The 20,799-nt window shown below is 42.2% G+C and carries 22 protein-coding genes and 1 pseudogene; 20 read left to right on the top strand and 3 right to left on the bottom strand.

Features of this window, described 5'->3' with window-relative positions; genetic code table 11:
* Window positions 1–205: 205 nt before the first annotated feature.
* The 16 genes from ACFWMP_RS25615 to ACFWMP_RS25540 all read left to right on the top strand — a co-directional run bounded on the left by ACFWMP_RS25615 (window position 206) and on the right by ACFWMP_RS25540 (window position 16,002).
* A complete protein-coding gene (locus tag ACFWMP_RS25615) occupies window positions 206–868 on the top strand; it encodes a LysM peptidoglycan-binding domain-containing protein (protein WP_379425032.1) in 663 nt (220 codons plus the stop codon).
* Window positions 865–1,875, top strand: a complete 1,011-nt coding sequence (locus ACFWMP_RS25610) for an XkdQ/YqbQ family protein (RefSeq protein ID WP_379425031.1) — start codon at window positions 865–867, stop codon at window positions 1,873–1,875. Before ACFWMP_RS25615 ends, ACFWMP_RS25610 begins: the two co-directional genes overlap by 4 nt.
* The gene (locus tag ACFWMP_RS25605) at window positions 1,868–2,254 is read left to right on the top strand and encodes a hypothetical protein (protein WP_379425030.1); all 387 of its coding nucleotides are present in this window, start codon (window positions 1,868–1,870) and stop codon (window positions 2,252–2,254) included. The genes ACFWMP_RS25610 and ACFWMP_RS25605 overlap by 8 nt, the downstream gene beginning before the upstream one ends.
* On the top strand, window positions 2,247–2,699 hold the full coding sequence (locus ACFWMP_RS25600) for a DUF2634 domain-containing protein (RefSeq protein WP_379425029.1): 453 nt from the start codon (window positions 2,247–2,249) through the stop codon (window positions 2,697–2,699). Before ACFWMP_RS25605 ends, ACFWMP_RS25600 begins: the two co-directional genes overlap by 8 nt.
* Window positions 2,699–3,838, top strand: a complete 1,140-nt coding sequence (locus ACFWMP_RS25595; protein ID WP_379425028.1) for a baseplate J/gp47 family protein — start codon at window positions 2,699–2,701, stop codon at window positions 3,836–3,838. Before ACFWMP_RS25600 ends, ACFWMP_RS25595 begins: the two co-directional genes overlap by 1 nt.
* Entirely contained in the window at window positions 3,831–4,403 is a 573-nt protein-coding gene (locus ACFWMP_RS25590) for a YmfQ family protein (protein WP_379425301.1), read from the top strand. The genes ACFWMP_RS25595 and ACFWMP_RS25590 overlap by 8 nt, the downstream gene beginning before the upstream one ends.
* Before the next feature lie 13 nt (window positions 4,404–4,416).
* A complete protein-coding gene (locus ACFWMP_RS25585; protein ID WP_379425027.1) occupies window positions 4,417–8,286 on the top strand; it encodes a pyocin knob domain-containing protein in 3,870 nt (1,289 codons plus the stop codon).
* Window positions 8,287–8,300: 14 nt separating this feature from the next.
* Window positions 8,301–8,906 carry a hypothetical protein gene (locus ACFWMP_RS25580; RefSeq protein WP_379425026.1) on the top strand — a complete coding sequence of 202 codons (606 nt, stop codon included), beginning with the start codon at window positions 8,301–8,303 and terminating at the stop codon, window positions 8,904–8,906.
* On the top strand, window positions 8,899–9,000 hold the full coding sequence (locus ACFWMP_RS25575; RefSeq protein WP_379425025.1) for a CD1375 family protein: 102 nt from the start codon (window positions 8,899–8,901) through the stop codon (window positions 8,998–9,000). Before ACFWMP_RS25580 ends, ACFWMP_RS25575 begins: the two co-directional genes overlap by 8 nt.
* A 101-nt stretch (window positions 9,001–9,101) precedes the next feature.
* Window positions 9,102–9,500 (top strand): hypothetical protein, encoded by a 399-nt coding sequence (locus tag ACFWMP_RS25570; protein WP_379425024.1) that lies wholly within the window; start codon window positions 9,102–9,104, stop codon window positions 9,498–9,500.
* A 2-nt stretch (window positions 9,501–9,502) separates the two neighbouring features.
* A complete protein-coding gene (locus tag ACFWMP_RS25565) occupies window positions 9,503–10,270 on the top strand; it encodes a M15 family metallopeptidase (protein ID WP_379425023.1) in 768 nt (255 codons plus the stop codon).
* A gap of 3 nt (window positions 10,271–10,273) precedes the next feature.
* Window positions 10,274–10,552: a holin gene (locus ACFWMP_RS25560; protein ID WP_379425022.1), complete on the top strand. Its 279-nt coding sequence runs from the start codon at window positions 10,274–10,276 to the stop codon at window positions 10,550–10,552.
* 502 nt (window positions 10,553–11,054) lie between these two features.
* Window positions 11,055–11,477 carry a hypothetical protein gene (locus ACFWMP_RS25555; protein WP_379425021.1) on the top strand — a complete coding sequence of 141 codons (423 nt, stop codon included), beginning with the start codon at window positions 11,055–11,057 and terminating at the stop codon, window positions 11,475–11,477.
* Window positions 11,478–11,882: 405 nt separating this feature from the next.
* A complete protein-coding gene (locus tag ACFWMP_RS25550) occupies window positions 11,883–12,098 on the top strand; it encodes a hypothetical protein (RefSeq protein ID WP_379425020.1) in 216 nt (71 codons plus the stop codon).
* Between the two features lie 198 nt (window positions 12,099–12,296).
* The gene (locus ACFWMP_RS25545; RefSeq protein WP_379425019.1) at window positions 12,297–12,818 is read left to right on the top strand and encodes a DUF3231 family protein; all 522 of its coding nucleotides are present in this window, start codon (window positions 12,297–12,299) and stop codon (window positions 12,816–12,818) included.
* Window positions 12,819–14,421: 1,603 nt separating this feature from the next.
* Window positions 14,422–16,002 (top strand): multicopper oxidase family protein, encoded by a 1,581-nt coding sequence (locus ACFWMP_RS25540; RefSeq protein ID WP_379425018.1) that lies wholly within the window; start codon window positions 14,422–14,424, stop codon window positions 16,000–16,002.
* 622 nt (window positions 16,003–16,624) lie between these two features.
* Here ACFWMP_RS25540 and ACFWMP_RS25535 read toward each other — a convergent pair.
* Both ACFWMP_RS25535 and ACFWMP_RS25530 read right to left on the bottom strand, forming a co-directional pair.
* Window positions 16,625–17,047, bottom strand: a complete 423-nt coding sequence (locus ACFWMP_RS25535; protein WP_379425017.1) for a type II toxin-antitoxin system HicB family antitoxin — start codon at window positions 17,045–17,047, stop codon at window positions 16,625–16,627.
* A gap of 37 nt (window positions 17,048–17,084) precedes the next feature.
* Window positions 17,085–17,273, bottom strand: coding sequence for a type II toxin-antitoxin system HicA family toxin (locus ACFWMP_RS25530; RefSeq protein WP_341127885.1), 189 nt, complete (start codon window positions 17,271–17,273; stop codon window positions 17,085–17,087).
* Between the two features lie 256 nt (window positions 17,274–17,529).
* Here ACFWMP_RS25530 and ACFWMP_RS25525 point away from each other — a divergent pair, with 256 nt between their 5' ends.
* The 4 genes and pseudogenes from ACFWMP_RS25525 to ACFWMP_RS25510 all read left to right on the top strand — a co-directional run.
* On the top strand, window positions 17,530–18,204 hold the full coding sequence (locus ACFWMP_RS25525) for a hypothetical protein (protein ID WP_379425016.1): 675 nt from the start codon (window positions 17,530–17,532) through the stop codon (window positions 18,202–18,204).
* Between the two features lie 25 nt (window positions 18,205–18,229).
* Entirely contained in the window at window positions 18,230–18,454 is a 225-nt protein-coding gene (locus tag ACFWMP_RS25520) for a hypothetical protein (protein WP_379425015.1), read from the top strand.
* Window positions 18,455–18,552: 98 nt separating this feature from the next.
* Window positions 18,553–19,248, top strand: a complete 696-nt coding sequence (locus ACFWMP_RS25515; RefSeq protein ID WP_379425014.1) for a zinc metalloprotease — start codon at window positions 18,553–18,555, stop codon at window positions 19,246–19,248.
* Between the two features lie 116 nt (window positions 19,249–19,364).
* Window positions 19,365–19,905: pseudogene (locus ACFWMP_RS25510) on the top strand (transposase); the annotation flags it as partial.
* 193 nt (window positions 19,906–20,098) lie between these two features.
* Here the strand turns inward: ACFWMP_RS25510 and ACFWMP_RS25505 are convergent.
* On the bottom strand, window positions 20,099–20,746 hold the full coding sequence (locus ACFWMP_RS25505; RefSeq protein WP_379425013.1) for a LexA family protein: 648 nt from the start codon (window positions 20,744–20,746) through the stop codon (window positions 20,099–20,101).
* Window positions 20,747–20,799 lie beyond the last annotated feature (53 nt).

Genomic DNA, 20,799 nt, shown 5'->3' with positions numbered 1-20,799 from the left:
CAATGCTTAATCCCTGGGTATACTATCCTTTTCTAATACTCATAGCTTTTACTTTCGCTGTTACAACTCGTGATGCAATATGGGCTTATAAAGAAAATGACAAAAAAAAGTTCTCTAAAGAGTTATTTCGAACTTTTTTAAGTGGTTTTGTAATTATATTTTTTCTGTTTTTCTTTAAATAAGCGAAACAAGTGGGGTGATCCATATGGAACTACACCTTATAGACGGAGCGGGCAAAAACTTCGTCTTCCCGGTCAATCCGGAAGAAATAAAAATTAACCGTGGGAAAGGTATCGAAACGGTTAACATAGTAAGATTTGGAGAGTTTGACTATCCGAGCGGGGAGAAGGTGAAGGAAATCACCTTCTCTTCTTTTTTTCCCATAGAGCCAGATATGTACTGTGTCACACAAAATATACCCAAGCCCCAGGAGGCCATGAACCTTTTAACTACCTATATGGTTAGTAAGCAGCCGGTACGTTTCATCATCACAGATACATTCGTAAACAATCTGGTGATTCTCTCTGTACATGACACGACCTTTAGAGGTGGCGAACCGGGGGATGTTTACTTTGACCTGACTATGCGGACCTGGCGGGAGCCGGTAGTCCATACGAAGGCAGGAGCGACAAAAGCAACAGCAACCACTAAAAACGGCACAACGGCAAGTACGGCTGTAAGCCGTCCAGACACCAAGAAGACGCCAAAGACGTATACGGTGAAGTCAGGAGACTCCTTGTCCAAAATTGCAAAGCTGGAGCTGGGCAGCAGCGCGAAGTGGGAAGCCATTTATGCCTTGAATAAAAGTACCATCGGACCGGATGCCAATAAGATCAAGCCCGGTCAGAAGCTGGTGATGCCCACATGAGCTATGAGGTTGTACACCTGGATAAGTACTATCTACGGGAGCTGATCGAGAGCATTTCGTTGAAAGACTCTCTTGACCAGATATCATATACGGCTAGCGTAAAGATCACGGTTCCCGCTTCCATGCAAGCCATTAACCCTGCAGACCTTATCCGGGTAAGCGGCGTGCCGTATGGTCAAAGCGTTTGGAAACCTCTCCTTGATCCTGGGGTAGTCTGGGAGGTGAACAGCAGCACTGGCGACATCAAAACACTGGATCTAACGATTTATGACCGGACTATATATATAGCTAAATCCGAAGACGAATACTTGTTCCCAGCAGGGCAAACGGCCAGCCAGCGGCTCCGGAAGTATGCGGCAGACTGGGGTATCAAACTCTCCACTATCCCGGATACCAAGACCAAGCTGAAAAAGGCTGTCTACCGTTCGCAGGCCATTTACAATATGATCACATCCGATCTGCAGGAAACAGTTAAAGCGGGCGGGGACATGTATGTTCCTCGCATGACGACTACGGGTCTGGAACTCTTTAAAGTTGGTAGCAATTCAACAGTTTGGGTCTTAGAGGCGACAGAGAGCATTTCCCGCCGCCGTACATTAGAGGGAGCTATAACCAAAGTAAAGGTAATCGGCACGGAGGACCGCAAGAAGACAGTACGTACTAAAGGATCAGGAAGCAAAGAGGAATCGCCGTCCCCGATCCTCGCTATTGCAACTGGCGAAACTGATAAATACGGCACGCTGCAGCGCATGGTGCAGGACGAGGATGTAAAGACAGCGGCAGCCGGGAAGAAGCTGGCAGAATCCATGCTGACCGGGATACAAGAGACCATATCTTACACCGGTCTGGATATCAACACGCTGCGGGCCGGGGACTCAGTAAAGCTGAACGGAGTGGAGCAGATCGTGACGTCCATCACTCACATGCTGGGAGACCCTGGGCATATGAATTTGGATCTGGCGAGCGTCGATTATGTCAAAAGGAGGTATTTTCTGAAATATGGTTGATGCATATGATGCGCTACACGACGCATTTCACGAAGCGTTTGGTAAAAAGATTGGGGAGTCATTAGCTGGCGTTCCGGCGGAAATGGGCACCATCACAGCTTCTGGCCTCAAACTGGACAGTTTCAAGCATGAGATTCAGGATTATCTCGTTGCTGGGTGGACGGTAACGCTTGGAATGCCCTCCTATACCTTATCTGGGACTATAAACACCGGCAGTGGGAGCGGGGCGGCCACCTTCAACGTGCCTGCGAAGGAAATCGAAGATGTACAAGTGAATATGGCCGCCGGTCTCCAGCCAGGTGACAGAGTACTGACTATACCTGTAAACGGTGGGAATGACGTTGTAGTCATATGCAGGGTGGTGGATACCGGTGGCTAATCTATTTCCAGACGACATCGGGTGGAGCAGTTCGGACTCCGGTACAACGACAGATTCGGAAGTGAAATTCGGCCGAAGCTGGCGTTTTGACTATGAAGCGGGTGATTTCATTATGACACCTACCCGGAAGGTTGCCGCTGCTGGAGAAAAGGAGGCCTGGGTACAGTGGTGTCGAAAAGCACTACTTACTCCGCGATACCGGTATGTCATTTACTCCCGCAATCATGGACAGGAAATTGATGATCTTATCGGCAGGGGCTACAGCAAGGCGGTCCAGGAGAGTGAAATCCAGCGGATTGTAACGGAGACGCTTATGGTGGACCCGCGAACAGCTTCAGTAAGTAATTTCGCGTTTACTTGGGTGGATGATACCTGTAGTTTCTCATGCACAATTACGAATGTACGAGAAGAATCAGAAACAATAGACGGGAGGGCTGATGCCTGATGTCTGATTTACCTCTTTACTTGCAAGACCAAACCGAAGAAGAAATCATGCAGCGCATGCTGAACCGAGTGCCCGAGGACATTGACAAGTCCGAGGGTTCTTTTATTTGGGATGCACAAGAGCCGGTAGCCTTTGCACTGGCGGAAGCGGCTATATGGGCTCGTGAGATACTGCGCCGCGGCTTTGCCAGCACGGCTGCCAGCACTGATCCGGCATATCGTTCAGATGAGCTGACGCTGCGGGCGGCCGAGCATGGCGTCACACGCCGCGATGCTGTGGCAGCAGTGGGACAAGTGACGTTTAACGGAACTCCCGGGAAGGTTATTCCCGCCGGGACGATTGTAGCTACACCAGCAGATGAAGCATCCGGTGAGTCAAGTATTGAGTATGAGACCACCGCGGCCGTAACAATAGGATCAACCGGAGCGGGGACTGCACCGATCCGTGCAGTAGTGGCTGGAGCTGCCGGCATCGTCCCCGCGAGCGTAATTGAAATTATTAGTACGCCAATCAGTGGAGTGACGGCTGTAAGGAACCAGGCAGCTATTACTGGCGGCGCAGATATGGAAACAGACACATCGCTACTTGAACGCTATTACCTCCGGGTGCGCAATCCCGGGACAAGCGGGAACAAAGCTCATTATATGCTATGGGCAAGTGAAATCCCTGGTGTTGGAGCGGTACAGGTTAAGCCATTATGGCAGGGACCGGGAACGGTAGGTATTTACCTCTTGGACACGGACAAGCGCGCTGCGAAAGTTAGCATTGTAGCAGCGGTTCAAAAATTTATCGACCCCACCCAGGATGGACAAGGAGAAGGGGCGGCTCCAGGCGGTCCGGTGGTAACAGTCATGCCGGCAGTAGAGGTACCCATTAATATTTCCGTAAAACTAACCCTGGCTTCCGGTGCTTCATTGCCAGCAGTAAAAACCCTGATTGAATCGGGTGTAACTGCCTACTTAAAGCAGCTCGCATTCGTAGATTCGCTTGTACGGTATACACGGATTGCGGCGGTTCTCTTGGATATTCCTCCGATTATTGATTTTTCAGACCTGACAGTCAACGGACTTTCGGATATAAACGTCCAAATCAACCCGGGACAAGTAGCGGTACTAGGGACGGTGAGTGTCAGTGAGTGATTTCCCGATTACTAGCGCCAACGGTCAAAAGATGTTCGCTAATCTGCCAGCCTATTATGAAAAGTCACGTGTCATACAAGTGGATATGAACGCTAAGGGTGTGGAGTTGGATTATTTTACGCAGGCATTAAATGAGGTGTTAAATCAGTTCTTCGTTAGTACCGCTACTTGGGGGATTGAAATATGGGAGAAAGAGCTCGATCTTACTGTTGACACCTCAAAGCCTATTGAACAAAGGCGCTCTGTAGTCGAATCGAAGCTTAGAGGAGCGGGTAAGTTCTCGGGGCAGTTGGTTAAAAATGTGGCGGAAGTATATGACGGCGGAACCGTGGATGTTTCGTTCCGCCCTGCAGAGTATGCTTTTACAGTTCGCTTTATTGATACTCTCGGTATTCCGCCAAACATTGACGACTTGAAGGCTGCCATTGAAGAGATCAAACCAGCTCATATGGTAGTTGATTATAAATATCGTTACCTCTTAATCCGTGAGATCCAAAACATCATGACAATAAACCAACTGCAGCAGCGCAAACTGACCGACTTCGCGCCGTTCTTGGAAGAATGAAGGGAGGACAATCATGCCAAGTAATACCAAGAATCTAAACCTATATAAAAAGAACCCGCAGACTGACGGGGAAGACACATTCAACATTGAGACGATGATCAACGAAAATTTAGACAAGATAGATGCGGAGTTTGATGCTTCTGCGGGTCATAAACATACCGGAGCTGCAGGTGATGGTCCTAAGCTCACAGAAGCCAGCTTAGCCGCAGGCGCATCTACTGACACCGTTATAGGTGATCGCACAGCTGACCCAGCTACAGCGATTGCTTATGGCTTAAAGGGTTCTATCACTCAATGGTTTTCTTGGCTTACTAAGTATCTTAAAGCAATCACAGGTAAGGCAAATCCATTCGACACACCTGATATTACCTTAGCCGCAACCAAGGTTCACGTAGATAGCACCGTAGCGCACATTACAGCTGCGGAACGTACTAAGTGGAATGCTGCCGAGGGTAATGCTGCTGCGTTATCGATTCCCTTGACACAGAAAGGCACTGCTAGTGGAGTAGCCGCGCTAGACTCGCAGAAGAATTTATTAGCTGGTGGTCTTCGTCTTGGCTCAATACCTTACTATACTAACCAAGCATTCCTACTCAGTCTGGCAGGAACTAGCAACCAGAAGGCAGATATTATAATCTCTGGAGCAGTTCACGGTAGAATCAGGGTTACAGTCTCAGGTGCCTATGCTGGAGTTGACGCTAGGGGATCACTAGTTAAAGTTTACAGTTCCATACTTAGTCCACCTAATATAGTAAACAGTGCAGTGTCTAGATACGTAGAAGCAACGGAGAATCTTCCTGACCATATTTCTATAGGTGAGATCGGATATGATTCAGTTAATTCACGATTCGCTATACCTATAGAAGCACGTTCTGCGTATATTAATACGTTTTCAATTACAGTAGAGTCATGGTCTTCTGTTAGAGACTCAACATTCTCATTGTCTCCAGTATACACAGGTACTGGTGCCACTACACTGCCTAAAGCTGTCCCTGTTATAGAAGACAACACAGAAACTAAGTCCGGTTATAAAATCCAGAAGCACCAGCTCACCCTTGATACTGGCTCTACATCAATATTCAGCTCTGGCTCAATGGACACTCTGTATACAACTGGTTTTTACTACGTAACTTCTTCTGCAACCGGAAGACCACCAGAAGTTCCAAATGGCGGACTATGCGAGGTCTTCAAAATAACTGGAGGAGTGTCCAGCACTGGATCGTACCAACGTATTACGGACTTCCTAAACTTACGGACGTTTATACGTTATTGTAATAGCAACGTCTGGTCTTCTTGGGTAGAGATCGAGAATGCAAACAGGAAGAATGTAGCTAACGGTTATGCGGGACTGGATGCTAGTGCTTTTGTCCCTGACGCGCGTATTCCTACAAACATTGCACGTAAGGGTGTTGTGATAGCTGATGGTACTGATTTGAATTCTATTGCAGAAGGAGAGTATTACTGCTTTGGAAATGTTAACGCAGCTACTATGACGAATATGCCAGCGGCTGTAGCTGGCCAAGCGTTTTCTTTATCAGTAACTAAGCATGCAGGTTATAATCAAAGGCTTACTACTTACATTGCAGGAGTAACCATGCGTGTGTTTACACGGAACATCTATAACGGCGTATTCTCTGAATGGTACGAGCTAGAGCACTCCGGCAAAAAGAACGCCGCTAATGGTTACGCAGGGCTAGACAGTAGCGCCAAGGTGCCAAGAGCTAACACTTACAGCTCACTAAGTGGAACTACTGTAACTATCTCTAACCTAGATACTCTCCTTACCGCTGGAACATATCCGGTGGCTAATACAGCAACAGGAAACCCTGCCCCGGGAGAATATGGACAAGTCCTGGTACATGTGAGCAACAGCGAAACTCACGATAACACAAGTAACTGGATATGGCAGATGTTCTATGGAACGGGAGGTTCTACGTTCATACGAAGAAAAATAAATAACGGGGGATGGGCTTCTTGGGTTCCAATGTGGTCGGGGTATAATGACGCTGGACTACTAGCGTCTAGAGCGCCAATCGCAAACAACACGGATTACAATACGATCATCACTAACGGAATATATCCTATCTACCAGCCTACAGGTACCACCAACGGTTCACCAGCAACATATGGGATTATGACTGTAACAAGGAGCGGTAGTGGTATTCTATACACTCAACAGGAGGTTATGGAAGTCACAACCGGAAATACTTATACAAGAACAGGGAACGGAAGTACGTGGACTCCATGGATAACTAATATAACTAGCGCCGGGGGAACATTGGATGCGCCACTCACTAGACGCTATGTGCCTTCATCCTATAAGTATTCCAATCTAGCATCGTACTTCGTCTCAGGAGCTGTTACAGGGACAGTAAAAATAACCCTACCTGTAACATGGAATAATACCATGATGAGCATTAAGATTAGTGGATATGAGTACGCGTCTGGAAAAGGAGCATGGGAGCTACTAGTAGGAGGGTACAATTTTACTTCTCCCGGCGGTTGGATGTACACTAGCGCCTACGTTGAAGGTAACGCCCCATTCACTTCCGTTAGACTTGCGCATGATGGTTCGAAGTGCTGCATCCTTCTTGGGGGTGTTACATCACCGTGGAGCTTCCCGCATATAGAGGTATCAGAAGTATTAGCATCACACCAAGGACCTAGCACACTTGGGTCGGGATGGACTGTATCGCTCATCACCTCAGAAACTGGTATTACTAACGTTTTAAGCCCTGCAATGTCCTATGGTAATGCCGATACTGTAGGTGGCTATTCTGCTGCACAGGTTACGCAAGGTACACTTGCCTATGCAGTTACTACTGGTACTGCACCAACTCTGATGGCTACTTTCAATCCAGCTATTGCAGCCCTATCAGCTGGTCTACGAGTAACCATTAAAGCACATGCAGCTACAACAGGTCCGGTTACACTCAATGTAAATGGGCTAGGCGCAAAATCTATCAAAAAGCCAAATGGCAATAACCCGCCTTTGGCTCTTGGTGGTGTCTATACGGTTGTATACGATGGAACGGCTTTTATCTTACAGGGTGAAGGGGGTGAATATGGGACAGCTACAGCAGCGGAAGTCCTGGCTGGAAAAACGATAGGCACAGAAAACGGACTGGTGAACGGGACAATGCCGGACAGAACTAGAGCCGGAGACAGCCTAACCTATACCACAGCCTTGTCAGCTAAAGGGGATGGATTTGGGAGCCTTGTCATGGAACCTCAGACGGGGTACTATGCTTCTGGACTTAATTCCGGTGGATTCGGGACACTGTTATCCGTTGATCCCAATTTTGAACCATCAAGCATTTTGTCTACAAGATCTATTTTTGGAGTTCAGGGTTCCATTCCTGTTATCACATCTGGCGAAGATCCGGCTCTTAGTGTAGGGAAATGGGGTGATGGTAGCTTAGCGGTGTACCCAAGAGAGGGCTACCGCAAAGGTGGCCCTGGGGCGGGTGAAATAAAAGTAACAACAGCACAACTACGATCTGTTGAGGGCGACCTAGCCCCTGCTAACATTCGCAGCGGTGTAGAAGTATTTGGAGTTACTGGAACACTAGTAGAGCGAATGTACGCCGAAGGCTATACAGGTGCCCACTACAGTAACGGAGTGTATCAAATCAGTGGATTGTCATTTAAACCTCGAATTGTACGTTTTACTTTCTTTAAAGAAAATAGCCAAAGCACTTTTGTATATCTTGGGACAGATACTGAACGATGGAATTTTGTAGAGTATGCAGGAACTAATCCATATGGAACAGTAATTTCGAGCGGTGAAATGCAAAGTCCGAGTTCGTGGGGCAATGGATTTTCTGCTTTTTTTAATTTCAGTGGAATATCAGTAAATATATTGTGGTATGCATGGAGATAAAAGGAGGTTTTAAGATGGAAATCGGAATGAAAATATACTTTGAAAAAGCAACAGGTAACGTGGTAGTTAATACAGGAGAACAAGTTGGAAGGTTGGTAGTTGAAACAACAGAGGATCAGGACTTTGCAACATACAAGGCACTGGCTGAACGGGTCCGTGATACCATTGGTGTAGTAAAGCTCAAGTACGGTCAGTTCCGTCGAGAGTTCGCGGAGTGTAATGGCTACCGTGTTAATCCCGAAACCGAAACTTTAGAGTTTACCTATCCTGGCGAGGTTCCAGCAGAGGTGCTAATTAAACGTATCGAAATGGTAGAGGAAGAAAGCGCTAAGACTGCACAGGAGCTAGAGCAAACCAATATGAAACTCAAGCAGACAGAAACGAAACTTGCTAAGTCGTTGGAGAGACTGGGGCAAACTGAAACCCAATTGCAAGAAGCGCAGCTTGCTCTTACAGAAAATTATGAAGAGTTACAGACTGCCGAACAAGAGGCGGCGGATACACAATTGGCACTTACTGAACTCTATGAGAAGGTACTTGCCGGAATAACCGACGGACAACCAGAAACGCCAGCTGAATCAACAGACCCCGTTGAGGGAGGTGAAGAAGACAATGCCTAAAGTATATGCAAGTTTGATCCGTAAAGGACTTAAGACGTTAGAGCAGGTACCGGAGATTATCCGTGAGGATGTCGCAGCAGAGCTAAAAGAATAGATTAAATTGCTAGCGCCACATAGTAGGCGTTTTTATTTTGCCCTCGGATCTGATTCGGGGGCTATTTATATTGATCAATAAATAGAGAGGGGAGTTGTTATATGTCCATTGGGGGAGCAAACCAAGAAGGAGGGGGTGGGGATGTAGTGCCAATGCACCGATTGGAAGATGTTGAAAAGGGCTTACTCGGTCTTTCCAGTGAATTTGCACGAATATCCGCAGACCTAGCCAATACTAACGCAAAAATGAACTTACTTGAAGCAGCTGGTCTGAGACACGAAGAGAGCATTTTACAAATGGAGAAATCCACAATAAAAATGGAAGTTAAGTTTGGTGAGATTATGGGGAAATTTGATTCTCTTGAAAATAAGATATTCATGCTATTGCAACAAGCCAATAAGGATAGTGGGTCAGAACGTAAAATGTGGCTTGATTTTGTTAAGTACATCATTGGTATTACCATTGGCGTGATTGTGGCTAACCAATTTTTAGGGAGGTAAATATGCTTACACTGGATCAAGTAAGGAGTAAATCAACTACAAGATTGATAGGATTGCACCCGGTGGTTATGGCTGCTGCTACAGTATTAATTGAACGCTGTTACGCTCGGGGAGTCCCTATTTTAATAACTCAAGAGCTAAGGACTATTGCTGAGCAAGACGCTCTCTACGCACAAGGACGTACTAAGCCAGGATCTATCGTGACTAACGCAAAGGGCGGATATAGTTACCACAATTTTGGTCTGGCTGTTGATTTCGCTTTGCTGCTACCGAATGGGTCTAGTGTCTCTTGGGATATGAATCAAGACTACAACGGAAACAACATCAAAGACTGGATTGAAGTGGTGGAAGAGGCCAAGAAGCTCGGATTTGAGTGGGGAGGCGACTGGACAACATTTAAGGATTATCCTCATTTCCAAATGGTCTTTGGCTTAACACTCACTCAGCTGCGAGCAGGTAGCAAGCCATCTGAAACGGCTATGGTAAAAGCATCAGCTATTATAGATCGTTTAAAAGGGGAGGTAGATGAAGACATGAGTAGAATTGAGGAGTTAGAAGCAATAGTAGTTAAGCAGGATGAGCGCCTAGCAACTATTGAGAAGCGTTTAAATATCTCCGGCAAGGAAACCTATGCCATCAATTATACAGAGGCTATTACGGCTGCTAAAGCGGTTGGAGCGATAACTACATCGGCAGAAAAGTCAAAGCTAGAACTTAATGTGATTCAATTGTTGTACAACATGGGATTATTTGCGAAGGGAGATAAATAATTAATGAACAATCAAAACCTAACTAATGTACTGGCGTTCGCCTCGATGATCGCCGTTTTTGTGTTGGCAGGAGTGCAGTTCGTGAAGAGTACATTTAACGTTCCTAAAAATATTTTGCCGCTGATTGGTTTGGTTATCGGCTTACTGGTTGGCGCTGCTACTTATCCGTTTACGGAGCTAGAACTTGTGCTTCGGTTGTGGGCTGGAGGGTTAGCTGGACTATCAGCTACGGGACTATTTGAATTGGCGTTTAGTAGGAGGGATGGGACTACAAAAGATTAAAGCGATTCGCCCACCGGCTTCGGCTGGTGGGATTTTTTATCTACAAATCATTCGTTTTTTCAATATGGTTCTTAAGGCTTTTTAAAATTCGTTTTTCACAATCGCTACAAATTAACATAGGATACGTTTGTTTATTCAATAGTAGATGCTCCATATCCCTTTTCGAATAGTCTTTTACTTTTGCCTTTATTTGTTTGCAAACTGGGCAGAAAATATCTATTAAAATCATATCCATCTTTTCTCACCTCGTTCTGAATAAATCCTCCTATAGTAGTTTATGCATTTTATCTGGTATAGATTGTTCAAACAACCTTATTCTAAAATTACTTGATTAAATAAAATAGAAGGAAAAGTCTGTTGTTAAATTGAAGTGGTCAGCGGGGTTTAATTCTCCTTCGGAAATTGATGGTTGAAATCAAACGTTGTTCCCAGATGAATTGTCCAAGCTGTAAAACCTCTTAGGACATACAATACTGTATCTTATTGAAAGGAGGTTTTTCATTTGGGAACTTATCTTGATGGAAGAACGTCGCAGAATGCGAGCTATGCAAATTCTATTGCAATTCCAATAACCTTACTAAACACTCCACAATTATTCGGACAAGTAGGCCTTGTATCGGAAGGAGTAACAACTAACCCGCGTGTTATTTTAAAAGGAACGATCTCTGTGCAATTACCCATAGCCTTAGTTGGAATTACCATCACGATTGTAAGAGGAACGTTACCGACTGATCCATTAGTTTACTCAGCCACTTCGACCTTTAACTTGAGTGTATTGGCGCCACAAGTAATTACTTTCTCTGCTGATGATTTTAATCCCCCAGTAACGCCGCAATTGACTTATACTGCTTTTGTTTCGTCTAACTTCCTTGGGACAATTCGTGTTGGTCCAGAAAGTTTTGATGCTATTCTGGTTTCTGATTAATACAAATGTTTAGGATTATGCCCACCGGCTTCGGCTGGTGGGCATACCTTTCTAAGTAAAGTTAATAATGCTTTTCCTCACTAAGAAATAAAAATATTGGAGAGTTCCGACTTTTAAGAAATCATTAAAAGTAGAAAATACAATGAATTTAAATCTATTTTTTTGGTAATGCTGTAATTGACTCTCTCCATACATAAACAAAAACACTCGCCCCGCAAGGTTTTTTCTACGAGCTATTTTTGTTTATACCCCGCCAACCTCAATAGGTCGGCGGTTTTTTTGTGTTCTGGAAAATTTCCTTTCCGGTTATAGCACTCATGTTCCAAATCAATTATATTAATGCTATACGGAAGTATCTTACCTAGCTGCTATGGTGGGGCATTTTAATACATAGGAGTGATCGTGTTGAGCAATGTATACAAAGTCTTGAAGACGGATGCAGAATTTCTAACGGCTGCTTTGTCACAGTCACAAGTAGATATACTTGAACGGCGTGGTGATCTGGCTGGGTGCATAATTGATTGTGAGGGCCCAGTACAGAAATGGAGTCCAGTTAGCGTTAAAGTTGCGGATGCTTATTACATGAGAAATGAATTTGAGTTTAGAATGGTTTTGGCATAAGCGTGTATAACAAATACCCCGTCAACCTTAAGTGGTTGGCGGGTATTTTTACTTTACCCGCAAATTCTGGTGGGTAGAAAAACATCTTCAAGCAAGCCCTTCGAATTATTACTGCATTGCCGAGAGAGTGTTTTACATGAAAAAAAGAATTTGTGGTTACTATAAATTATGAAGATAAATAAAGGAGTGGATAATCCGATGTCAGGTATTCTTAATGGTAATTCAAAAGAAGAACCTATGCACTTTGGTGAGGTTTTTAGTGTTTGGCAAACTTCGGTGATGGCAAGAGGTGCGGTGTCTCGTTACCAAGCATTTTTAAACCACGCTGGTGATAAGGATTTAAAAAAGGTTCTTAACAGTCTCATCGATCAAGCAGAGTTAGAGATTAAAGAATGTGATACACTTCTTACCGATAATGGCATCATTCCAGCACCCATAATGCCAAAACGACCGGATGCAAAGCTTGAGGATATCCCAGTCGGTGCAAGATTTTCAGATCCTGAAATAGCAGCACATATTGCTGCTGATATTGCCGCAGGCTTAGTGGCTTGTAGCCAAGTAATGGGTCAATCCATTAGAGTGGATATTGGAGCCTTATTTGCTAAGTATCATTTAACGAAGGCAGCATTAGGGGTTAAAATACTTGAAATAACTAAAGAAAAAGGTTGGCTTGTTCCCCCACCTTTACAAATTAAGCGGCCAGAAACAGTCGAAGCTTAGAAAAAAGAGCCTGCATTTTCTTGCAGGCTCTCTTTTTTAACAATGAATTTAGATGGATTCTTTAGAATCGTAGGGGGGGGATAGACCGAATTCTATTAAGACGGCTGGAATTCGGGAAGATAAGAATTTAGAGGGTATATACATACCCCGTACGACCCCCTTTTGGTTTTTTTATCGCATATCACACTTCTTTTATACGTTTGATAGCCCAAGAAGGAAAAGAAAACAAACCGCTCTCAGTTCTTATTATGAAGTAACCCGAAGAGTCACTTTCCTGACAGAAACCAACATATGTCTCTCCGCTGACTAGATGTATTTGTAGTTGTATTTCAGTTTCAATTGCATGAAATATCAGCGACAGATTCACTGTAAGGACTCCTCGCATAAATGATTTTATTCTTTTAAATAACCTAATCATTATTACTGTACTCAAATAAGACAATATTGTATCTTTTATTGCTCAGGTCAACTCTTCACCAATTTATAATGATTTGAACAATTAAAAAGGGTGCTGGGGGATTCTACGATATTGGTTGGCACTAAATTTCTAATTGTTTAAATATGTTTGTAGAAGTTTTCTATACAATACTACTACCGTATATCCAATAAGATAAGAAACGAAAGTCCATCCGATGTTCCATCCGTTGCCGTATTCTACTATTTTAGTTAAATATGCACCAAATTCTAATAACGTAGTAATTAGGCTATAGATGATTATTGCGCTTAGGCTAGAATATTTAGTTGAGTTAATACTATTTATCATAAAACAGCCCAAAACGGGATAGATTCCAAAGTCGAATGGAAGGGCAGTGATATTGGATGGCTCTACGTTCCAGAATTCAAAATGGAACCCGATTATATTCATCAACATTGCGATACTAGTCACAATCGGTATGTAGAGAACAAATAGTAAAGGTTTACTTTTAAGAAAATAGATACATATTGTCCAAGGTATTATAAATGCAACTACTATATAAAAAGGTGTATTTAAGATTGTTATTCTCCTTCGTATTTTGCGGTTTTATTTATAATATTAATCCCCTTACTTGATTCTTGTATACATCTACAAAGGTACTTGCATAGTCAATGGAGGAGGATCACAGCCTGATCACGTTAAAGTTGTTTGATCCGACAGATGATAAGGAGATTCGTGGTATTGTAATGCGAGTAGATCAACAATTGCATCAGATCAAGTTGCGTATTGCAGACGATGAAAAAGAGTGCAGTTTTTTCACTGATCCCTTATTGAGCGAACGGGCAGGATAGTTCGAATTAACCTGAGGGGGCACTATTTTGTCAAATAAGTTAATGGGTCAGCAGCAATTATGGCGTAGGTAGGAGGAGAATAATTTGGATAAAGAAAGCTAACATTGTTTTCCCTTATTATTTTTATTGTTTTGCTAAATGTGTTTGCAAGGAATTATAACAACTGTTTAGGAGACGTGAATTACAAAACAGATCGTTGGACTAATAAAGTTTTGGTTGAATTTTAACCACCTATTGCTCTCACAAACGGAATATAAGTTCCACAAATAATCATAATGGGACATCTTTCGTTCATATGTTTTTATAAGGTATTAACCGTGAGGAGGTCTCCACTTATATGCCCCCAAAAGTAAAACTTCAAAAATTCGTCGATAAACTGCCGATTTCCAAAACCATTTCCCCGATCAAGCGAGACAAGAAAGGTTCGTATTATGAAGTGACCATGAGGGAATTTACCCAAAAACTACATCGTGATTTAGGGCCTACCCGCTTATGGGGCTACAACGGAATCTACCCAGGACCGACTTTCGACGTGATGAAGGATGAAACGACATATGTCAAATGGATGAATGATCTGCCCAAAAAGCATTTTCTTCCCATCGATACCACCATTCATGGTGCAGAAAAAACACTTCCACAGGTTAGAACCGTGGTTCATTTACACGGAGGAAAACAGCTTGACCATAGTGATGGCTACCCTGAAGCTTGGTTTACGAAAAATTTTGAACAAACAGGACCTATGTTTAAAAGAAAAGTATCTGAGTACCCAAACCTTGAAGCCACTACGTTATTTTATCATGACCACACAATGGGTATTACGAGATTAAACAATTATGCGGGACTTGGAGGCTTTTATATCATTCGTGATCAGCATGAACAATCTCTGAATCTACCGACGGGAACATATGAAATCCCTCTTATGATTCAGGATCGCTCGTTTAACTCGGATGGCTCGCTCTTTTACCCCGCTACACCGGATAAAAACAATCCTCGTCTTCCTTTTCCCTCGATTGTCACACCTTTTGATGCAGATTACATTTTGGTAAATGGCAAAGTATCCCCTTATCTTGAAGTAGAACCGAGAAAATACCGATTTCGCATATTAAATTACTGTAATAGTCGAGCTATTACACTCAAACTGGACTCTGGACAGTCATTTTATCAAATTGGAATCGATCGAGGATTACTAGAGAAGCCAGTGAAAATGAATGAGATCCTCCTTCTAACGACTGAGCGCGCGGATGTGATCGTCGATTTTTCTCGATCCTTTGGCAAGACGATTATTCTTAAAAATGTCTTCAAGGGTGCCTCCCCCGAAACAACCGATGTCATGCAGTTTAAAGTAACCACTCCGTTAAAAGGCAAAGATGCCAGCTCCCTTCCTGATCAATTAACGAAAATTGATTTCCTTTCTAGAGAGATGTCAACAAGAACAAGAGATCTCACACTCGTTAGAGTGGAGGATGAATATGGAAGATCGCTAAATTTACTTGACAGTAAAATGTGGAATGATCCTATATCCGAGAAAATGGACTTAGGAACTGTTGAGATCTGGCGGTTAATTAATCTGTCTGCGGATGACCACCCCATTCATCTACATGTCGTTGACATGCAAATTCTAGAGCGCCAGTCTTTTGACGTTGCTCATTTCCAAGCTACAGGAAAACTTAAATTTACAGGGCCTGCGGCTCCTCCTGAACCTAACGAAAGAGGATTTAAAGATACCATTCGTGCTCCCGCTGGTTATGTTACCTCTTTTATCGGGAGTTTCGATCCTTTCGCCGGACTTTTTGTATGGCATTGTCACATGCTCGAACATGAAGATTACGAGATGATGCGACCATTTAAAATCCTGAAGAAAAAAAATAGAATTAAAAATATACTAATGAGAATAATTTACCCTTCTCGGTTCAAATAAAGAGATGTGGTTTTCATGAAATTATGAGGGGCTTGAAGTGGAAAGATTGGAAAAACCATATTTTATGGGATACAAAAAATTAAGAGTTTATTAAACTAACGGAGAACGATAGCTCAACAAAGACGATAAGACAACCAGCCAATACGATTGTAAAAATTGCCTCGTCAGTGATAATGCTGACGAGGCATTATAATTTGATGGGTCATATATCAAATTCAGCCCATCCTGGTGGTAGTAATCCGAAGTCGAATTCTTCGAGGGCTTCTGGTTCAATAATTACTAGTAGCGGTTCATATATGTCAATCAACGCACCTATACGTTCGTTAAATCCAATAAAAGTACCAATCGCTACAACTCTTCCGCACCTTCCAACAAATCCGCTATTGTGATTCCTACAGCTACCATGCTTTAATTCTTCCCATCAGACATGCCCCGATGCTAACGATACAACGACAGTACCAATATACAAATAATCGGGCTGTTAGCTCGATGCGGGTTCCCGCGACCATCCTGCGCTGTAGCGCAAAATGGTTTCGGCTGGTACCCATTACTTCAAGCGAGTTCATCAGGCAGTCCAGCAAAGCACCCTATAGGATAGGGATGTTCGCAAAGAGTTGTCTAATTAAATGCGTTGCTTGTCGATCCCAAGACTTCGTTTCAAACCCTCTTGTAATACTTGGCTAAAGTTCAGATGCTGTTTTTCTGCTTCATCATTTAACCATTTTGGCACCGTGAGGGTCTTTTTAACAGCCTTGGCTTCCATTGCATCCCTAACAGTAGGCATATAGACTTGCACTTCACAGGCAGCCTCTGTCTGATCTGCTTGCTTCAAGATATCACCGAGCACAGATGGTGAAGGAATAGGGTCATTGTCTTGCTCCATCACATACATAAACCCCTCAAGAGCTTCACGTGCTGCGGCGTGTGCTTCTTCAGCTGTATCACCAGAAGTCAGACATCCGGGCAGATCGGGAAAACGAACAGAGATTCCTTCGTCTGCCGTGTCTAGCAATGCCCAGTAGCGATAAACATCTTTCTTACTCATTTATATTAACCTCCTTGGGGGAGAGGGGCTTGCGCCCCTACAACCCTGCTGATTTTAGGATACTCTTTTGTGTCTTGGGAGGAAAGCTTGCTCTAGGATGCGGGACTGTTATTTTCCCTGCCTTCGTTGGATGTTTGTAGTAATGGTGGCTACCATGTACTCCAACTATGTACCAACCATCTTCTTCGATAATTTTTATGATTTCCCTCGAACTGTAAGCCTTCATCTCAACCCTCCTTATACTTATATTATACACGTATTTATTGCACGTGTCAACGTATGAATAACACGTATTATTAAGTGGGGAGCAAAAAGCCCGTGACTTCAGATGTTTGTTTTTTATCGTCTACAGAATGTTCCACAACTATTATATTCAGATTATACAAATGAATATTCTGCATTAGGAAAGGTTGGGGATATATGAGATGCTAGGGTATATAACTGGAGATAATATTAAATGGTTATTAGGAGTAATTATACCAATGACTGTTACAGTAACTGGTTGGATTTATGTATATAAATTGGGTCAGGAAAATGTAATTAGAGATAAGCGAATAACTACATATATTAGTGCCTTCAATTTCATAAAGGATCCACTTTATAATGCTATTAGAAAAAATTCCGATTTTTGTACGTATCTTGATACTACAAGGAGACATCTAGGAGGCTTACAAGTGGAATCAATATTGTACCAAGCTGATATGAACTATTTACTACTAAAATCATATAATGAGAGAGAGTTTGAAAACCTTAAAAACATTGCGAGTAGTTCGTACTTAGAGTTTTCTTATGCATGGGAACAATATGAAATTGTATTGCTTCCACTTGTAAAACAAAGATATGCTCTACAGGAAGAATTTAAAGAAATGATCAAGATTATTAATAATAGCTACATGGGATACAATGCATTCCTTTATTCTCTAAATGATGGGAGAGAATTTAAAGAGGAACAACGGGCGGAACTTGTTAAGTCTATTGCAATTACGCATGATCGACTTCTGGATTTTTTTGCATGCTTAATGGACGTAAATACTAATGTCCAAAATTTTGTCTTTAAAGATTTATTCAATAGAAATATAGAGGAAAGAAAAGTATTAGACGAAAAATATCTAACGATAAATAAATTGATGGAGAAACATAAGGTGGATAATTTTTAGATACTTTTTTTGTAGGAGTGATCGTTTGAGTGCTAAATATAAGGTTATATCCAGCGATGCAGATTTACTTGCTGCAGCATTGGCGCAAGTGAGGGTTTATGTTGTGCAAGTTGGCGAGGACGCCCCTGATAGCATCATAGATTACGGAGGAATAATACAAAAGTATACGCCTGATTTTGTTAAGATTGCTGATACATACTATACTCGGACAGCGCATGAATTTAGGACACATATTTCTATGTCCAAGTAACAAAACAAGCTCACTAACCTTAACGGTCGGTGGGCTTGTTTTTGCATAGAAGTTATGTAGTTAGGTAATCATAACAAAAAAAATGGGAGTTGAAAAATATGAGTGATATAGGATTTAGTTTACCTCAAGTAAAACCGCAGGTTGTTAATGGCAGACACCCTAGGTCTCCAATACCTGATTGTAAGTACATAAATGTATTTTTATTAGCTTCCCATCCTGACCCCAAACCATTTCCTGATCCGAGCAATTTACCAGAGGAAATAAAAAAAAGAGTTATAGATCATTTAAATGCATTTGAATCGTTATTCGCTTCACAATGTGGAAAGAGGCTTAAACTCAGAATGGTTTGGAGTAGCTGGAATATGATAGGGACATCCAGTACGAAATTTTTGAAAGCGGAGGAAGTTCCATTAGACTTAACTAAGGCCAAAACAATTTTGGATGAGAGGAATAAAGAAAAGGCTTATTTTCCTGAAACAGATATTTTGGTTTGGTATCTTAGAGGTGATTACATTTCATTAAATGAAGATTCGAACAGTACACGAATAGGAAGATCTTTTGTAGATAATGGAGAAAATCCATGTGCATTGGTTCTAATTACAGAAAAAGCAGGCCCGTATACTTTGGCTCATGAAGTTGGTCATATACTAAGTAATTTTAGTGATCCAGATCCAGCTCCAAATGATAAGGGGCACAACAAAAATCCAGATAACTTAATGTATTTTCAGGAAGGAGGTACTAATATAACAGCAGATCAATGTGCGATCTTTTTTAAGCATAAGTTCATAAAATAGATGGAAGTAAGAAGGTCGGCGAACCAGAGGTGCGGTTTTTTTTATTTCGGTACTATATAAATTGAACTGCACTCCAAAATGTTAGACACAACTAACATTTGGAGGTACAGTTTTTTATGACCAGGTACAGTGCAAATGAAAAAACTCAAGCCGTTATGCGTTATAAAAAGGGATCAAAAAGCTTGAAAACCATCGCAAAATCCATAGGGGTTCACCATTCTGTCTTCTCAAACTGGATTAGCCAATATCAACATCATGGTGATGAAACTTTCAAAAAGGGGTATACATCATATCCTGCACAGATTAAACTAGCGTACTAAAATATATGAACGAATTCGGAACGTCTGTTAGAGAAACGGCTGCAATATTTAATATTGCGAATCATAATACCATTTTAAGCTGGCAAAGGAGCTTAGAATTACATGGAATGGACGCTCTACAACCAAAAAAAGGGGCGACCATCTGTGAAGTAAGAACCTAATAAACGAAAGACTCAAGCGTTTGTAGAAGGGCCTGGTAGAGGCTTTGTAAGCAGAGGTAGAACGTTTGCGAATGGAACAAGGGGAAATCACCAAACAAGACAAAGCTCAAGTAGTCTATGAACTAAGGAACGAATTTTCACAGCTAGCTGGTATCCCTCGTAGCACGTATTATTACGTGTCGGCTTTTTCAATCAAAAATCCCCCTATGTTTAATAATAATTTACAAGGAAAGTCTAATAGAAAAAGGAAATATTCACTACGAATCTTTACAATGTTTGCATGTTTATTATAATTATTAAAACAACTCATCTGGACGAATAAAAGAACATCCCGCCATTATTAGGCGGGATGTTCTTTTATTATTACAACTAAAAATTAATAACAACTTTTTTAAGTTTCCCAATTATACGAATATTTGAACCTGACTCGCCACAAATAATAGGTGGATAGTCTGGGTTAGCCGATTGCAACACAAGTGTATTTCCTTGTCTATACACTTTCTTTAATACTGCTTCGTCATCGATAAGGACGGCTGCTATTTCTCCATCTTCAACTTCCTCTTGTTTTCTGATTAGTAGTAGATCACCTTCAAAAATTCGGGCCCCGTTCATGCTGTTTCCCCTAGCTCTTAAGTAAAAGTATTCACCGCCGTTGATCCAAGAACGAGGTGTTGTTTCATATCCCTCAATGGATTCATACGCTAAAACTCCATTTCCACAAGAAATTTTTCCTACGATTGGCAAACTTATGTTTTCAGTTTCAGTTTGTTCTTCACCCATATATGTATAGGCGCCCTCTGTCAGTTGATTAACTGTTACATCAAGAGCTAGCGCTAAAGCTTTAAGACGATCCATATCAAATTTATGTTCACCATGTTCATAACGTTGGACAGTTTTCTTTGTAATTCCAACTTTTTCTGCCAACACCTGAAGGCTATAATTTCTAAGGTCACGGTACTTTTTAATATTTTGTCCAACTATTTTATAAAAAGTTTTTTTATCGTCTACCCCTGTCATTTCAATTTCTCCTTCATCTAATGTTTGAATATAGTATAACCTTAAGAAGACAC

Origin of the sequence: Paenibacillus sp. NPDC058367 (assembly GCF_042723305.1) — a bacterium.
In the GTDB taxonomy this organism is placed as follows: Bacteria; Bacillota; Bacilli; order Paenibacillales; family Paenibacillaceae; genus Paenibacillus_AQ.
The sequence above is the reverse complement of the archived record's forward strand: the minus strand, read 5'-3'. Positions and strand labels throughout refer to the sequence as shown.

Coding starts and splice junctions, on each gene's coding strand:
- ACFWMP_RS25615 (WP_379425032.1), top strand. CDS start 206: ATGGAACTACACCTTATAGACGGAGCGGGCAAAAACTTCGTCTTCCCG.
- ACFWMP_RS25610 (WP_379425031.1), top strand. CDS start 865: ATGAGCTATGAGGTTGTACACCTGGATAAGTACTATCTACGGGAGCTG.
- ACFWMP_RS25605 (WP_379425030.1), top strand. CDS start 1,868: ATGGTTGATGCATATGATGCGCTACACGACGCATTTCACGAAGCGTTT.
- ACFWMP_RS25595 (WP_379425028.1), top strand. CDS start 2,699: ATGTCTGATTTACCTCTTTACTTGCAAGACCAAACCGAAGAAGAAATC.
- ACFWMP_RS25585 (WP_379425027.1), top strand. CDS start 4,417: ATGCCAAGTAATACCAAGAATCTAAACCTATATAAAAAGAACCCGCAG.
- ACFWMP_RS25580 (WP_379425026.1), top strand. CDS start 8,301: ATGGAAATCGGAATGAAAATATACTTTGAAAAAGCAACAGGTAACGTG.
- ACFWMP_RS25575 (WP_379425025.1), top strand. CDS start 8,899: ATGCCTAAAGTATATGCAAGTTTGATCCGTAAAGGACTTAAGACGTTA.
- ACFWMP_RS25570 (WP_379425024.1), top strand. CDS start 9,102: ATGTCCATTGGGGGAGCAAACCAAGAAGGAGGGGGTGGGGATGTAGTG.
- ACFWMP_RS25565 (WP_379425023.1), top strand. CDS start 9,503: ATGCTTACACTGGATCAAGTAAGGAGTAAATCAACTACAAGATTGATA.
- ACFWMP_RS25560 (WP_379425022.1), top strand. CDS start 10,274: ATGAACAATCAAAACCTAACTAATGTACTGGCGTTCGCCTCGATGATC.
- ACFWMP_RS25545 (WP_379425019.1), top strand. CDS start 12,297: ATGTCAGGTATTCTTAATGGTAATTCAAAAGAAGAACCTATGCACTTT.
- ACFWMP_RS25540 (WP_379425018.1), top strand. CDS start 14,422: ATGCCCCCAAAAGTAAAACTTCAAAAATTCGTCGATAAACTGCCGATT.
- ACFWMP_RS25535 (WP_379425017.1), bottom strand. CDS start 17,047: ATGAGTAAGAAAGATGTTTATCGCTACTGGGCATTGCTAGACACGGCA.
- ACFWMP_RS25530 (WP_341127885.1), bottom strand. CDS start 17,273: ATGAAGGCTTACAGTTCGAGGGAAATCATAAAAATTATCGAAGAAGAT.
- ACFWMP_RS25525 (WP_379425016.1), top strand. CDS start 17,530: ATGACTGTTACAGTAACTGGTTGGATTTATGTATATAAATTGGGTCAG.
- ACFWMP_RS25515 (WP_379425014.1), top strand. CDS start 18,553: ATGAGTGATATAGGATTTAGTTTACCTCAAGTAAAACCGCAGGTTGTT.
- ACFWMP_RS25505 (WP_379425013.1), bottom strand. CDS start 20,746: ATGACAGGGGTAGACGATAAAAAAACTTTTTATAAAATAGTTGGACAA.